The 14326-nt window shown below is 71.6% G+C and carries 14 protein-coding genes; 6 read left to right on the top strand and 8 right to left on the bottom strand.

Features of this window, described 5'->3' with window-relative positions; translation table 11 throughout:
• Positions 1 to 5 precede the first annotated feature (5 nt).
• The gene (locus SMIR_RS21175) at positions 6 to 905 is read right to left on the bottom strand and encodes a GNAT family N-acetyltransferase (RefSeq protein WP_212727247.1); all 900 of its coding nucleotides are present in this window, start codon (positions 903 to 905) and stop codon (positions 6 to 8) included.
• Between the two features lie 152 nt (positions 906 to 1057).
• On the opposite strand from SMIR_RS21175, the gene SMIR_RS21170 reads away from it, so the two are divergent.
• Entirely contained in the window at positions 1058 to 1324 is a 267-nt protein-coding gene (locus SMIR_RS21170; protein ID WP_168492764.1) for a hypothetical protein, read from the top strand.
• A 253-nt stretch (positions 1325 to 1577) separates the two neighbouring features.
• Here SMIR_RS21170 and SMIR_RS21165 read toward each other — a convergent pair whose 3' ends face one another.
• The 3 genes from SMIR_RS21165 to SMIR_RS21155 all read right to left on the bottom strand — a co-directional run bounded on the left by SMIR_RS21165 (position 1578) and on the right by SMIR_RS21155 (position 3243).
• Positions 1578 to 2201 carry a GNAT family N-acetyltransferase gene (locus SMIR_RS21165; protein WP_212727246.1) on the bottom strand — a complete coding sequence of 208 codons (624 nt, stop codon included), beginning with the start codon at positions 2199 to 2201 and terminating at the stop codon, positions 1578 to 1580.
• 30 nt (positions 2202 to 2231) lie between these two features.
• Positions 2232 to 2720: a Zn-ribbon domain-containing OB-fold protein gene (locus tag SMIR_RS21160; protein ID WP_211119047.1), complete on the bottom strand. Its 489-nt coding sequence runs from the start codon at positions 2718 to 2720 to the stop codon at positions 2232 to 2234.
• A gap of 70 nt (positions 2721 to 2790) precedes the next feature.
• Entirely contained in the window at positions 2791 to 3243 is a 453-nt protein-coding gene (locus SMIR_RS21155; protein WP_168492770.1) for a DoxX family protein, read from the bottom strand.
• Positions 3244 to 3498: 255 nt separating this feature from the next.
• Between SMIR_RS21155 and SMIR_RS21150 the strand changes: the two genes are divergently transcribed.
• Complete coding sequence (locus SMIR_RS21150) at positions 3499 to 4800, top strand: flavin-containing monooxygenase (RefSeq protein ID WP_249938450.1); 1302 nt, start codon at positions 3499 to 3501, stop codon at positions 4798 to 4800.
• A 43-nt stretch (positions 4801 to 4843) separates the two neighbouring features.
• On the opposite strand, the gene SMIR_RS21145 is transcribed toward SMIR_RS21150, so the two are convergent.
• A complete protein-coding gene (locus tag SMIR_RS21145) occupies positions 4844 to 6187 on the bottom strand; it encodes a COG1361 family protein (protein ID WP_212727245.1) in 1344 nt (447 codons plus the stop codon).
• Between the two features lie 267 nt (positions 6188 to 6454).
• On the opposite strand from SMIR_RS21145, the gene SMIR_RS21140 reads away from it, so the two are divergent.
• Both SMIR_RS21140 and SMIR_RS21135 read left to right on the top strand, forming a co-directional pair.
• A complete protein-coding gene (locus SMIR_RS21140; RefSeq protein WP_168492774.1) occupies positions 6455 to 8680 on the top strand; it encodes an acetate--CoA ligase family protein in 2226 nt (741 codons plus the stop codon).
• Between the two features lie 73 nt (positions 8681 to 8753).
• Entirely contained in the window at positions 8754 to 9587 is an 834-nt protein-coding gene (locus SMIR_RS21135; protein ID WP_212727244.1) for an enoyl-CoA hydratase/isomerase family protein, read from the top strand.
• A 1-nt stretch (position 9588) separates the two neighbouring features.
• Here SMIR_RS21135 and SMIR_RS44345 read toward each other — a convergent pair whose 3' ends face one another.
• Positions 9589 to 9720, bottom strand: a complete 132-nt coding sequence (locus tag SMIR_RS44345; RefSeq protein WP_282190314.1) for a hypothetical protein — start codon at positions 9718 to 9720, stop codon at positions 9589 to 9591.
• A gap of 104 nt (positions 9721 to 9824) precedes the next feature.
• Between SMIR_RS44345 and SMIR_RS21130 the strand changes: the two genes are divergently transcribed.
• Positions 9825 to 10442, top strand: a complete 618-nt coding sequence (locus SMIR_RS21130) for a flavin reductase family protein (protein WP_212727243.1) — start codon at positions 9825 to 9827, stop codon at positions 10440 to 10442.
• Positions 10443 to 10479: 37 nt separating this feature from the next.
• Here SMIR_RS21130 and SMIR_RS21125 read toward each other — a convergent pair whose 3' ends face one another.
• Positions 10480 to 11877 carry an MFS transporter gene (locus SMIR_RS21125; RefSeq protein WP_168492780.1) on the bottom strand — a complete coding sequence of 466 codons (1398 nt, stop codon included), beginning with the start codon at positions 11875 to 11877 and terminating at the stop codon, positions 10480 to 10482.
• A 71-nt stretch (positions 11878 to 11948) separates the two neighbouring features.
• On the opposite strand from SMIR_RS21125, the gene SMIR_RS21120 reads away from it, so the two are divergent.
• Entirely contained in the window at positions 11949 to 12995 is a 1047-nt protein-coding gene (locus SMIR_RS21120) for a GlxA family transcriptional regulator (protein ID WP_212727242.1), read from the top strand.
• Here the strand turns inward: SMIR_RS21120 and SMIR_RS21115 are convergent.
• Positions 12876 to 14174, bottom strand: a complete 1299-nt coding sequence (locus SMIR_RS21115; RefSeq protein WP_168492784.1) for an MFS transporter — start codon at positions 14172 to 14174, stop codon at positions 12876 to 12878. The two genes, SMIR_RS21120 and SMIR_RS21115, sit on opposite strands and share 120 nt — an antisense overlap.
• Between the last annotated feature and the right edge of the window lie 152 nt (positions 14175 to 14326).

Below are 14326 nucleotides of genomic sequence, written 5' to 3'. Positions count from 1 at the left end.
GCCGGCTACTTCACGAAGTCGTGGACGGCGAAGTCGGCGACGGGGCGGTATCCGATGCGCTGGTAGAGGCCGTTGCTGGTCGGATTGGCGAGGTCGGTGAAGAGGAGCACCTCGTCCGCTCCGGTGGCCAGCGCGGCCCTGCTGACCTCGGCGGTGGCGGCCCCCGCGTAGCCGCGTCCGCGCAGGGGTGCCGGGGTGTAGACGGGGGCGATCCGGATCTGCCCGGCGATCAGGGGTGTCACTCCGGCCATGGCCACCGGCGTACCGTCCGGCGTCTCCCAGAGCGTGACGCCGCCGTACGCGATTCGGCTCTCGGCCCAGCGGTCCGGGTCCTGCCTCTCGTTCCGCCCGAAGATCCCGGCGAACTCGGAGTACCAGCGCGCGACAAGCGCGTGGTCGCCCTCACCGGCCACCCGGGCGCGGCCGGGCGGGACGGGCGTCGGCGGCGTGAGCGTGCCGAGCCGGTACAGGCGTTCGCTTCTCCTGAGTTGGGCCCGCGCGCCGGCATGGCGCTCCCAGGCGGCGGCGAAGTCCGCGGCCGTTTCCACCGGACCGCCGACGCCCGGGAACGAGTACCCCTCGTCCGCGAGCCGCGCGGCCAGCGCGTCGATGTCCTCCGCCGGGAGGTCGGTGAGGTTGAGCTGGTACGGCGGAGTGTGGAACAGCACGGCCGACACTCCACCGCCCCCTGCCCCGACCCCGTCACCATCCGCATCCGCGTCGGCGAGCCGCCCGAAGAACGGAGCCTCCTCCCCGTACACGTCCGGCCCTCGTCTGCGCAGCGCGTCGGTCACGGACAGCGCCACGGTGTGCGCCGCGGGCCGCGAGCGCAGGAAGTCCCCCGCGCTCGTGAGGAATTCGTCCAGATCACGGGTGAACACCCAGCCGTGCGCGTCACGAGTCATACCCGGCATGATCCCGCTCACGGCATGCCTGGTGCCTCCGGTTTTTCCTGACCCGCGCCGTGTCCACGGACACCAGCCAGACGTGTCCCGCCGTGCGCCACACCGTGGGAGGGACCCGGAATCCGCACTCCCTGCACCGGCCGAGCACTCCCATGGGGTCACAGTTCCCGACCACCGTCTGTGAGCTGACGGTGCCCCTCCCGGCCTCCGACGCGGTGCTGGAACGGACGTCAATCCGAGCGGCCACGGTGCATCCCGCGAACCGCCGGCTCCCCTTGCCGAAGTGGACCTCGATGACGCGTCCCGGCAAGATCGCCGTCATCGGTGACGCGGGCTGCGAGGTCCCGATGACCGGTCCCGTGCAGAACTGCGCGAACCATCGGACCGGCCGGCCCTTCCAGCGGATCGCGGACAGCTGATCGGCACGCCCTTGCAGGCCGTCCATAAGTCGATCACCGCGAAAGTGAACCCTGCGGGAGGCGTGGGGTCTTCGGATACGCGGTCCTCGAAGACAACGGCGGGACCTGGAAGCTCGCCTTCCATGACACGGCCGGTGCCGTACGGGGCGAGACCTGCGCGCTGAGTGCGAGCAAGACCCACAAGTCGTTCGCCTGCCACTGAGACAGACCGGCAGACCAGCAGACCAGCAGGTCAAGGACTCGGGACCGGGTCCTACTGGAGCCCGGAGCCCGTCACCGGCAGCGTCGGCTCCGGGTCCGTCGCGATCCGTGCGTGCAGGTGGACGTCCCGGAACGCGTCGTGCCGCCCCGACTCGAACATCGCCTCCCGCAGCGTCCCCTCGTACGGGAACCCGCACCGCTCGGCGATCCGGCAGGACGCGTCGTGGCCGAGGGCGTGGCCCAGTTCGATGCGGTGCAGACGGACGGCGCCGAAGGCGTAGCGGGCGGCCAGGGCGAGGGCGCGGGTGGCGACCTGGTGGCCGCGGGCCTCCGGAAGGACCCAGTAGCCGACGATGCCGACGCGTATGACGTGGTTGATGTCGTTGACGCCTATGTGACCGAGGGTCGTACCGGTGGCCGCGTCCGTGATGCAGAAGGCGACAGCGGTGCCCTCGGCGACGCTCTCGGCGCGCGAGCGGAGCGAGTCACGGGCGCCGTCCAGGTCCCGGACGAGCTTGACCGGGGTGTTCCAGCGCTGGAACTCCGGGTCGGACAGCCCGCGCAGCCAGGTCTCGACATCGGCCTCGGATTCCGGGTCCCAGGGGCGCAGCCGCAGGCCGTGGCCGTCGAGCACGGGGAAGGGGTGGGCGAGGGACTTCTCGTGAACGTCGGACATCCGGCCATTATTCACGGGGCCCAAAGGGGTTCAGGAACTGGTTTTCGACACGGAGGAAGGGGATGGGACGGCGGAGGAAGGGGAGTGGACGGCGGAGGAAGGAGGCGGGACTGCGCCGGACCGCGGCCGGAACACGGGCACCCCCGCCCTGAACGCGACCTCCAGCCCCATCCCGATCCGCAGCGCGTCGCCCTCGCACTCCACCACCTCGGTCATCATCCGCGGCCCCTCCGCGAGGTCGACGACCGCGGCGACGTACGGCACCCGCTCGCCGAACGGTGGGAGGTCGTTGCGGTGCACGACGGACCAGGTGTAGAGCGTGGCGTGACCGCTCGCGGACTGCCAGCGCACGTCCTCGCTCCAGCAGTGCGGGCAGAACTCCCGGGGGTAGTGGTGGGCCCGGTCGCAGCCGGCGCAGTGGCGGATCAGCAGCCGTCCCGCCGCCGCCGCGTCCCAGTACGGCCGGGTGAAGGCATCGACTTCGGGCAGGTCGAAACGCGCCCCGGCCGACGCACGCACTTCGCCCGACGGACGCTCCCCGCCCGACGCACGCTCCCCGCTCACGGGCACACCCCGATCGGCAGGCGCCTCACGAGAAGAGCCCGATCGCACTGTCCAGCGACCACGTCTGCCACCCCATCCCGAAGAAGGCGACGACCGAGATCAGCGCCATCATCGCGTTCTGCCCCTGCTCGGCCCAGTCGTGGATCATGAGGGTGAAGTACAGGACGTTGAGGAGCAGCCCGCCGACCAGCGCGATCGGCGTCAGGAACCCGGCCACCAGTCCCAGTCCGAGGGCCAACTCCGCGTACACGACGACGTACGCCATCGTCCGCGGCCTGGGCGCGACCACGACGTCGAAGCCGGAACGCACCGCGTTCCACCGGTGCTCGCCGGCGACGTCCGCCGCCCACGCGATCCCGGTCCCCCGCTCGAACCAGCCCTTCTTGTCCTTGTGCCGCCAACTTTCCAGCCACCACAGCCCGAGCCCGATCCGCAGCACGGCCAGCCACTCCGCCCCGCCGAGCCAGATCGTGTCCATGGCAGTCCACGCCCCCTTCGATATCTGACGGTACGTCAGTTCAGCGCACGGAGGGCGCCCGCGCAAGAGGCGTACGCCACCCTCCCTTCCCGTTCACTCCTCACCGCCCCTCGCCACTCCTCACCATCCTTCGAACACAACCAAGTGACCTACGCCACCGGTCCCACCCACTCCTCCTACAGCCGTGATCAGTTCGCAACCGATTCCGGGCTTGACCGAGACCTATCAAGTGACGACGTGATTACGCTCGCGCTCATGGCCGACTCGACTGCTTCCTCCACATCCCGCCCGGTGCCGTCGCACGAAGACCGCCCCGTGTACGTGATAGGCGGCGGCCCCGGGGGGCTCGCGACGGCGTACGCGCTGCGCGCCCAGGGCGTACGGGCCGTCGTACTGGAGAAGTCCGACCAGGTCGGAGCATCCTGGCGGCGCCACTACGACCGGCTGCACCTGCACACGACCCGGCGGCTGTCCGGCCTGCCCGGCCTCGCGATGCCGCGCAACTTCGGGCGGTGGGTCTCCCGCGACAACGTGGTGCGCTACCTGGAGAAGTACGCCGATCACCACCAGCTGGAGATCGTCACGGGCGTCGAGGTCTCGCGCGTCGAGCCCGCCCCGGGCGGAGACGGCTGGCTGCTGCACGCCACCGGCGGCCGTGAGCTGACCGGCAGCGCCGTGGTCGTCGCCACCGGCCACAACCACACCCCGCGCCTCCCCGACTGGCCCGGCCGCGACACGTACACCGGAGAACTCCTGCACGCCGGCGACTACCGCAACCCCGCCCCCTACGCCGGCCGGGACGTCCTCGTCGTCGGCATCGGGAACACGGGCGCCGAGATCGCCGTGGACCTGGTCGAGGGCGGCGCCTCCCGGGTACGGCTCGCCGTGCGCACCGCGCCGCACATCGTGCGCCGCTCCACGGCCGGCTGGGCCGCCCAGTTCACCGGGATCGTCGTACGACGGCTGCCGGTGCGTCTCGTCGACGCGCTCGCCGGACCGATGGCCAAGGTCAGCGTGCCGGACCTGTCGGCGCATGGGCTGCCCCGCCCCGACACCGGCCTCTACTCCCGCGTCAACGAAGGCTCCATCCCCGTCCAGGACGTCGGCCTCATCAACGCCGTCCGCAAGGGACGGGTCGAGGTCGTGGCCGCGGTGGAGGGTTTTGAGGAGGGCAAGGTCGTCCTCGCCGACGGAAAGCGGATCGGCCCGGACGTCGTGATCGCCGCGACGGGGTATGTACGCGCCCTGGAGGGCATCGTCGGCCACCTCGACGTCCTCGACGGGCGGGGCCGCCCGGTCGTGCACGGCGCCCGCAGCCCGAAGAAGGCACCCGGCCTCTACTTCACCGGCTTCACCAACCCCATCAGCGGCATGTTCCGCGAACTCGCCCTCGACGCGGAGAAGATCGCGAAGGCGGTCGCGAGGACCGCGGAGAAGGCGGAGAAGGCAGCGGCCAAGGCGGGGGAGAAGGCGGCCAAGGCGCAGGAGAAGGCGGCGACGAAAACCGGGGCGAAAACGGGGGCGCGCGACACGGGAGACACCCGCGCCGCGCACTGAGTCACCGCATTACCGAGCGTTGTTCACTGCTGCTGAACCATCGTCAGTTGACAGCGAGCACCGCGGTGTTGTTCGTGGTGTCCGGGTCGAAGACGAAGTCGCCGAACTCGGGGTGGATACTGACCTCACCGGTCGTGCCGGGCACCGCCGCGTCGATCCGCAGCTGGAAGGCGTAGGTGCGCTCGGTGCTCTCGGACACCCAGTACGGGAGAGCGCAGTCGTAACGCGGGGCGCCCGTCCGCTGCCCGTAGTACCCGCCTGTGAGGGTGTGCGGGACGCAGTCCGCGGGGACGCCGGTGACCGTCGTACCGGTCGGGACGATCAGCCTGACCTTGGCGGCCGGGTCGCCGGAGCCGAGGTTCGCGAACCAGGCCGGACCGTTGTTCTTGAAGGTGAGCGGGGCGGTCACCGTCTGGCCCGCCGTACCGGTGACCGCGGCGCCGGTCACCGAGAAGTCCGCGGTGTTGTCCGTGCCGATCTGCAGCGCCGCGTAGTTGTCGCGGCTCGCCAGGTCGGTCGCGCCGTCGGCCGGGTCGACACTGATGTCCAACCGGTCGTTCAGCGCGTGCCGCGCGATCGCCAGCTCCAGTGGCGCGGGCAGTTCGAAGGAGTCGCCGGGGGCCAGCACCTGGTCGAACGTGCAGGTCGCGTCCGTCATCGGCGCGTACTCGTCACCGCCCGACCGCGTGTAGGTGCAGGCGTCGTACTTGTTCAGGAAGTCCAGCCCGTATGAGGCCGTCATCTTCACCTTGACGCCGTGCGCGCTCTCGTTGCCCTTGTTGGTCAGCGCGAAGGGGATCGTCTCGGTGCCGCCCGGCTGCGCGTGCTCGACGTCGGCCATGGGGGCGAGGGAGAGGTCGGGACCCGAGGCGACCGTGAAGTCGGTCTCGAAGCTGTCCTCGGGCGCGGTGAGCGTGCCGTCGGGGCCGCCGGTCGCCGTCGCCGTGTAAGTGATCCTGCCCTGCGCCCCGGTCTGCGCACCGTCGGCCGCGCGGATCCCGAGGTGGATCTGCCGGCTGTAGCCGGACCCGATCACGGGCACGTCCGGCACGCTGCACACCGCGGTCGCACCGCTCGGTGCGCAGTTGTCCGGCCAGGTCACCTCGCCGACCCCGGCCAGCCCGGAGGCATCGACGGTCACCTTGCCGTCGGTCACCGTGAAGTGGTCGTTGTCGTGGTAGATCCCCACGTCGACCGTCCGGCTCTGCGGCGCGCCGCCGTCCGTGCCGAGCGGCAGAGTCTGCTCGGAGGGTGCGTCGACCCACAGCTGGTCGGACTCGGTGCCGGCCAACGCGGGGGCGGCGGTGAGCCCCACGGTGACGAGTCCGGCCGCGAGCGTCGTACAGGCTCCGAGCCGCAGCGCGCGGCCGAAGGAGACAGGTCTCATGACATCCCCCAGGGTGAGAAGAAAGGTGAGGAGAAGGAGAGAAGCGGTGGCTTGGCCGGCGTAAGCCGACAGGGCCATGTCATAGACGATCAAAGGGAGTTGAAGGTTGTGCACCGCTCCCACGGGTTCCGGCCCCGCATGCGGCGGGTACGAACCAGATCCCCGCCGGACAGCCTTTTGCTTGCACGACGGTTCCTGACGCGGCGTCAGTTAAGTAATCTGACAGTGCGTCAGTTAATTGGCTGTCACACAGGAGCGGGCGGACCGATGCTTGGATCAACCCACGGCACCCTCACCACCGACTCCCGCCGGGCCCGCGTCATCGCCTGCGGCGAGCAGCCCTCACCCGTCGTGCACGGCCGCCCGGCCGACGTCGACGACCTGGACGTCAGCGGCCGTCCGCTGTACGCCGACGTACCCGATCTGGACCGCTTCTTCCGTCCCGAGTCCGTGGCCGTCGTCGGCGCCTCGGACGCCGAGGGCCGGCCGAACACCGGCATCACCCGGCAGCTGATCGCCTGGGCCGAGCGGGTCGGAGCCCGACTGCACCCCGTGCACCCCACCCGTCAGTCCGTCTTCGGCATCCCCTGCTCCCCTTCCCTCGCCGGCCTGCCCGAGCAGGTCGATCTGGCCGTGCTCCTCGTCGGTGATCCGCTCCCCGTGATCGGGGAACTGGCCGAGGCCAAGGTGAAGTTCGCCGTCGCCTTCGCCTCCGGGTTCGCCGAGACCGGGGCCGAGGGCGCCGCCGCACAGGCCCACCTCGCCGCCGCCGTACGCCGCTCCGGCCTCCGGCTCCTGGGGCCCAACACCAACCTCAACGCCTTCGAGAAGTTCCGCGACGATCTCGACGGTCCCGCGATCGCCCTCATCACCCAGTCCGGACACCAGGGCCGGCCGGTGTTCGCGATGCAGGAGCTGGGCGTACGGCTCTCCCACTGGGCGCCCACCGGCAACGAGGCCGACCTCGAGACCGCCGACTTCATCTCCTACTTCTCCGAGCAGTCGGAGATCGGCGCGATCGCCTGCTACGTCGAGGGGCTCAAGGACGGCCGCTCCTTTCTGCTCGCCGCCGACCGCGCCGCCCGCCGTGGAGTTCCCGTCGTCGCCGTCAAGGTCGGCCGCACCGAGACCGGCGCCCGCACCGCCGCCTCACACACCGGCAAGCTGACCGGCGCCGACACGGTGGTGGACGCGGCGATGCGGCAGTACGGCGTGATCCGCGTCGACGGGCTCGACGAACTCCAGGACACCGCCGCCCTGTTGGCCCGCGCCCGCGCCCCACGGGCCGAGGGTGTCGTGGTCTATTCGATCTCGGGCGGCACGGGGGCGCACTTCGCCGACCTGGCGACGGCGGCGGGGCTGCCGCTGCCGGGTCTCTCCGCCGTCAAGCAGGCCGAGCTGCACCAGTGGATACCCGAGTACCTGAGCGTGACCAATCCCGTCGACAACGGCGGGCATCCGGTCGGCGACTGGCGCGGGCGGAAGATCATCGACGCGATCCTCGCCGACCCCGAGGTCGGCGTACTGATCTGTCCGATCACCGGGCCCTTTCCTCCGATGAGCGACAAGCTCGCGCAGGACCTGGTGGACGCGGCGGAACAGACGGACAAGCTGGTGTGCGTGGTGTGGGGCTCGCCGGTCGGCACCGAGGCCGCGTACCGCGAGACGCTGCTCGGCTCGTCGAAGGTCGCCACCTTCCGGACCTTCGCCAACTGCATCACGGCCGTGCGCGCCTACCTGGACCATCACCGGTTCGTCGCCGCCTACCGCTCCCCCTTCGACGAGGCTCCCCGCACCCCCTCGCCGTCCTTCCGCAAGACGCAGGCGCTGATGCGGCCGGGACAGCAACTGAGCGAGCACGCGGCGAAGCAGCTGCTGCGCGCCTACGGGATCCGGGTGCCGCGCGAGCAGTTGGTGACCAGCGCGGCGGCGGCCGTGCGCGCGGCGAGTCTCGTCGGCTACCCCGTGGTCATGAAGGCGTCCGGCGCCCAGATCGCCCACAAGACCGAACTGGGCCTGGTGAAGATCGGACTGACCTCCGCCAGCCAGGTCAGGGACGCCTACCGCGAGCTCACCGACATCGCGCGCTACGAGGGGATCTCGCTCGACGGCGTGCTGGTGTGCCAGATGGTCGAGCGGGGCGTGGAAATGGTCGTGGGCGTCACGCACGACCAGCTCTTCGGGCCGACCGTGACCGTCGGGCTGGGTGGTGTGCTCGTCGAGGTGCTGCGGGACGCGGCCGTCCGCGTGCCGCCGTTCGGCGAGGACCAGGCGCGCGGCATGCTCGGCGAGCTGCGCGGGCGGGCCCTTCTGGAGGGCGTGCGCGGGGGGCCGCCTGTGGATGTGGACGCGCTGGTCGAGGTCGTCATGCGCGTACAGCGGATGGCTCTGGAACTCGGGGACGACATCGCCGAGCTCGACATCAACCCGCTGATGGTGCTGCCCAGGGGCCAGGGAGCGGTGGCCTTGGACGCGCTGGTCGTCTGCCGCTGACCCCCAGCGCCCCAGCCCCCGCGCCATCGCCCGCCCCCGCCGCACCGCCCCCCGTAAGAACCGGAGCACCCCCATGACATCCTCCCCCGAGAAATCTGCCGAGAAATCTGCCGATCCCGTCGACTCATTGGTACTGCACGCCACTGACAATCACGTCTCGTGGATCACCCTCAACCGCCCCGAAACCCTCAACGCCATCACCCCTGACCAGCGCGAACGCCTCATCCAGCACCTCTCCCACGCCTCCTCCGACCCGGACGTACGGGCCGTCGTGATCACGGCGACCGGACGTGGTTTCTGCGCGGGCGCGGACCTGCGTGGGGGGCCGCCGGCCGGGGAGCGGGTGGCCGGTGACGTGGCCCGCACGATCCGGCTCGGCGCTCAGCGCCTGATCGGCGCGGTCCTCGACTGCGAGAAACCCGTGATCGCGGCGGTCAACGGCACCGCGGCCGGCCTCGGCGCCCACCTCGCCCTCGCCTGCGACCTCGTACTCGCCGCCGATTCCGCCAAGTTCATCGAGGTGTTCGTGCGCCGCGGCCTGGTCCCCGACGGCGGCGGCGCGTATCTGCTGCCCCGTCTCGTCGGACCCCAGCGCGCCAAGGAACTGATGTTCTTCGGCGACGCGCTGACGGCGGCGGACGCGGCGCGGCTCGGGCTCGTCAACAGAGTCGTACCGCCGGACGATCTGGAGAAGACCGCCCGCGACTGGGCCGAGCGCCTGGCCACCGGCCCGACCCGCGCCCTCGCCCTCACCAAACAGCTGGTCAACGCCTCCCTCGACACCGACCGCAGCACCGCCTTCGCCGCCGAAGCCGCCGCCCAGGAGATCAACATGACCACGACGGACGCGACCGAGGGCGTGACAAGCTTCGTAGAACGCAGAACCCCGCACTACCGGGGCCGCTGAGTCAGTCCCGCCTCAGCCTGCGCAGATCCCCCGAGCCGGGATCGCCGAACAGGACGTAGAGCTGGAGCTCGTCGGCGTCCGACCACTTCAGCCCCGTGCGTCCCGGCTTGCGTGCCGTGTCTGCCCACCCCATGGTCGCGAAGATACGCGCAGGTTGGGCCAGGAGTTCCCGCCGGGCTCCGTACCGGCTCCCACCCCTTCCTATCTGACACATCGTCAGCTTCAATGGGTGGTGTGATGGGACACGCAGGGATGGCGGCAGCCGCCGTCCGTTACCTCAGGTCGGCCGGGGCTTCCACCGTCGCGGGGCGCGTCGAGGCGCTGCCTCGGCCGGAGTTGCGCGCGGTGGGGGACGATGAGCGGGCGCCGGTCGATCAGGCCGCGTTTCGGCGGGTGTTGGGGAACTTCGCGACGGGTGTCACCGTCATCACCGCGCCGGGCGTCGAGGGCGAGGCAGGTGACGGAGGCCCGGCCGGGTTCGCCTGTCAGTCGTTCGCGTCGCTCTCGCTCGACCCTCCCCTGGTCTGCTTCATGGTGGGGCGCACGTCGGCGACCTGGCCGCGGATCGCCCGCGCGGGCGTGTTCTGTGTGAACGTACTGGGGGCGCACCAGGGTGAGTTGTGCCGTGGGTTCGCGGTGAGCGGGGCGGACAAGTTCGCCGGGGTCGTGTACGACGCGGCGCCCGTTTCCGGTTCGCCGCGTCTCGCGGGCGCCGCGGCCTGGGTCGACTGCACGATCCACGCGGTGCACACCGGCGGGGACCATCTGATCGTGGTGGGACGGGTGGACGCGCTCGGCGCGAGCGCCGGTGACGACGCCGCGCCGCTGCTGTTCCACAAAGGGCGGTTCCTCTAGCTCGGTGGCAGGCCGCCCGGCCGGAGTGCCGGAGTCGTCAGGCGATCGCCGGTACCGCGGGCGTGCCCGTCGCGGGGCGCCGTCGGATCACCAGTGCCATCAGGGCCGCCGCCGCGCACAGCGCGCCCGAGGCGTACCAGACCATGTCGTACGAGCCGAACGTGTCCCGCGCCACACCGCCGAGGAAGGCGACGAGGGCGGCGCCGACCTGGTGGGAGGCGAGGACCCAGCCGAAGACGATGGCGCTGTCCTCGCCGTACTGCTCGCGGCACAGGGCCAGCGTGGGCGGAACGGTGGCGACCCAGTCGAGGCCGTAGAAGACGATGAAGAAGATCATCGGAGGGTGCACGGACGAGGCGAGAAGCATGGGGAGGAAGAGGAGCGAGATGCCGCGCAGCGCGTAATAGACGGCGAGCAGCCTGCGCGGTTCGAAGCGGTCGGTGAACCAGCCGGAGGCGACCGTGCCGACCACGTCGAAGACCCCGATGACCGCGAGCAGGGAGGCCGCCGCCGTGATGGGCATTCCGTGGTCGTGAGCCGCGGGCACGAAGTGCGTCTGGACCAGGCCGTTCGTCGAGGCGCCGCAGATCGCGAAGGTGCCGGCCAGCAGCCAGAACGGGCCGGTGCGGACCGCGGAGAGCAGGACCGTCACCGCGCGCCGGGCGGCGCCCTGCACGGGCGCGGGCTTCGGTACGAACTCCGCCGACCCGTACGGCTTCACGCCCACGTCCGCCGGGTGGTCCCGCAGCAGCAGCCATACGAAGGGGACGACCGCGAGCGCCGCGAGGGCCACCGTCACTGCGGCCGGGCGCCAGTCGTGCTCGGTGACGATCCAGGAGAGGAGCGGCAGGAAGATCAGCTGGCCGGACGCCGAGGCCGCCGTCAGGATGCCCGTGACCAGGCCCTTGCGCGCCGTGAACCAGCGGTTGGTGACCGTCGCCGCGAAGGCCAGCGCCATGGAGCCGGACCCCAGTCCGACCAACAGGCCCCAGCAGAGCAGCAGCTGCCAGGCGGCCGTCATCCACACGGTCAGACCGGAACCGAGCGCGATCACCATCAGGGCGACCGCCACCACCCGCCGGATGCCGAAGCGGTCCATCAGCGCCGCCGCGAACGGCGCCGTCAGCCCGTACAGCGCGAGGTTGATGGACACCGCCGCGCCGATCGTGCCGCGCGACCAGTGGAACTCCTGGTGCAGCGGGTCGATCAGCAGACCCGGCAGTGAACGGAAGGCCGCCGCGCCGATGATCGTCACGAAGGTGACGGCGGCGACGAACCAGGCGCGGTGGATGCGGACGCGGGGGGTGGAGGGGCCGGTCGGCTCGGTGGAGTCGGTCGGCTCGACGGAGTCGGTGGAGTCGGTCGGCTCGGTGGGGCGGGGGTCCTCCGCGGCTGCGGCGCCCCCCGGGGAGGCGGCTTCGGTTGTCTGGGTCACGACATAGAGCTTCGGGCCTGCCGTTCTCGCGAACGAGTGGCCCGAAGGACATCATTCGCTAGGATCGGGCCATGGCCTCTCAGGGTACGCATCCTCGCCACCGCGTCGTCGTCCTCGCTCTCGACGGGTTGCTGCCCTTCGAGCTCGGCATCCCGCAGCGCATCTTCGGCAAGGCACGCGACGCGGACGAGCACCCGCTGTACGAGATCGTCACCTGCTCGGTCCGGCCGCCCGGCCCCGTCGAGACGGACGCCGACTTCGCCGTCCTCGTCGCGAACGGCCCCGAAGCCCTCGCCACCGCCGACACCGTCGTCATCCCCGCCTCCTACGAACTCGGCCCCGTCCACGCCGAAGGCGTCCTCACCCCCGAACTGGCCGCCGCCCTCGCCCACATCCGCCCCGGCACCCGCCTCGTCTCCATCTGCACCGGCAGCTACGTCCTCGCCGCCGCGGGCTACCTCGACGGCCGCCCGGCCACCACCCACTGGATGCACGCCGAGCACTTCCAGCGGCTCTTCCCGAAGATCAAGGTCGACGCCGAAGTGCTCTTCGTCGACGACGACGACGTCCTCACCTCCGCCGGCGTCGCCGCGGGAATCGACCTGTGCCTCCATCTCGTACGCCGTGACCACGGCGCCGCCGTCGCCAACGACGTGGCCCGCCGCACCGTCGTACCCCCGCACCGCGACGGCGGGCAGGCGCAGTACATCCAGCGGCCGGTGCCGGAGCCGCAGGCGGCCACCACGACCGCCGCCCGGGCCTGGGCGCTGGCCCGCCTCCACGAGCCGATCCAGCTCCGCGACATGGCCGAACAGGAAGCCATGTCCGTACGCACCTTCACGCGCCGCTTCCGCGAGGAGGTCGGCGTCAGCCCCGGGCATTGGCTGACCCAGCAGCGCATCGAGCGGGCCCGGCACCTGCTGGAGACCAGCGACCTGTCCATCGACCAGGTCGCGCGGGACGCCGGCTTCGGCACGGCCCAGTCGATGCGGCAGCACCTACAGGCCGTGCTCGGGGTCACCCCCACCGCGTATCGGCGCACTTTCCGGACCTCCGGGGCCTCCAGAGTCGAGGACCTCGGCGAGGGGGACGTCGCCCGTCTCGGGGTCATGCGTTGAGCGCGGGCCGGGGACGACGGTCTTCGTCCGAACGCGCTCGCCCAGTGCGCCCACCAACGTGAGCAGCAGGGTGAGGCCGACGCCGGCCAGGATCGCGGTCGAGGGCGCGACGAAGCGGAGGAGGGCGCCCGCGAGGGAGCCCGTCGCGGCGTAACCCACGCCCACGGCCGCGTACATCACCGAGTACCCCGCCGCCAGCGCGCTCGGCGGGAGCATCTCGCGCAGCGACAGGTTGCGGGTGAGCATCACGCCCGCCTGCAGGACACCCGCGGCGGTGAGCGCGGCCGCCATCCCGGCGAGGGTCGGTATCAGCGCGACCAGCGTCAGACAGACCGCCATGCCGCACATCAACACCACGCTCCGGGTGCGCAGTTGCCCCGGCCAGGAGCGCAGCCCGTACAGGAACGCGCCCACCGCCGCGCCCAGCGACAGGCCCGTGAGCAGTGGGCCCGCCCAGCCGACGGCCGTCCCGCGCTGTTCGAGCAGGGCAGGCAGCACGAGTTCGGCGAGGGCGAGCAGGGACAGGCCGGCCGCGCCCGTCACATACGCCGGCCACGCTCTGGCCAGTACCCGGTGCATCGACTCGCCCGCGCGGTCCGTGTCGTCCGCCTCCCAGCCCGCAGGCAGCAGCCACAGGCCCGCGACCGACAAGGCCATCAGCGCGGCGGCGAGCAGGAGTGGGGCTCTGGGGGCGATGCCCAGGGCGAGGCCCGTGACCGCCGCCGGGGTCAGGGCCCATATCCCGAACGTCAGCATCGACTCGGCGGACAGTGCTTGGGCCGCCGCTCGCTTCGGGACCAGGCCGGTCAGCAGGGTACGGAGGGCGCCGGGGGCCGCGGCGGGGGCGGCGCCGGCCAGGGCGGCGAACGCGGCGAGGAGGGGTGGGGGCGCGTGGGGGAACGCGGCGAGGGCGGCGAAGCCGGACGCGCCGATCGCCAGGCCTCTGGCCAGGTGGGGGCGGGCTCTGTCGGGGTGCATGCGGGTGCCGAGGAGGGGGGCGCCGATGATCTCGCCGATCACGTATGCCGCTGCCAGGGTTGCGCCCAGGGTGTAGCCGGCGGGGCGTTCTCGGACGAGGAAGACCAGGGCCAGGGGGGTCATGGCGACCGGCATACGGGCGCAGATGGCCACGACGGCCCAGGCCAGGACCTGTTTACTGGCGACGTCTCGGTAGCTCATGCGACGACGTTAGGGGACCGGTCCGACAACGCCCCACGGGATTTCCCCGCCCTGTGGATAACCCGGCCCACGTCCACCGCCCCAACGGTCCTCGCCCCCGCCGCCCCTACCCGTCCCCTCCCAGACCCCGCCGGAGGCTGCCGCCCCCGGAC

The organism is Streptomyces mirabilis (assembly GCF_018310535.1).
Taxonomy (GTDB): Bacteria; Actinomycetota; Actinomycetes; order Streptomycetales; family Streptomycetaceae; genus Streptomyces.
Note: the sequence above shows the minus strand (reverse complement) of the source record. Positions and strands in the feature narration are given on the sequence as shown.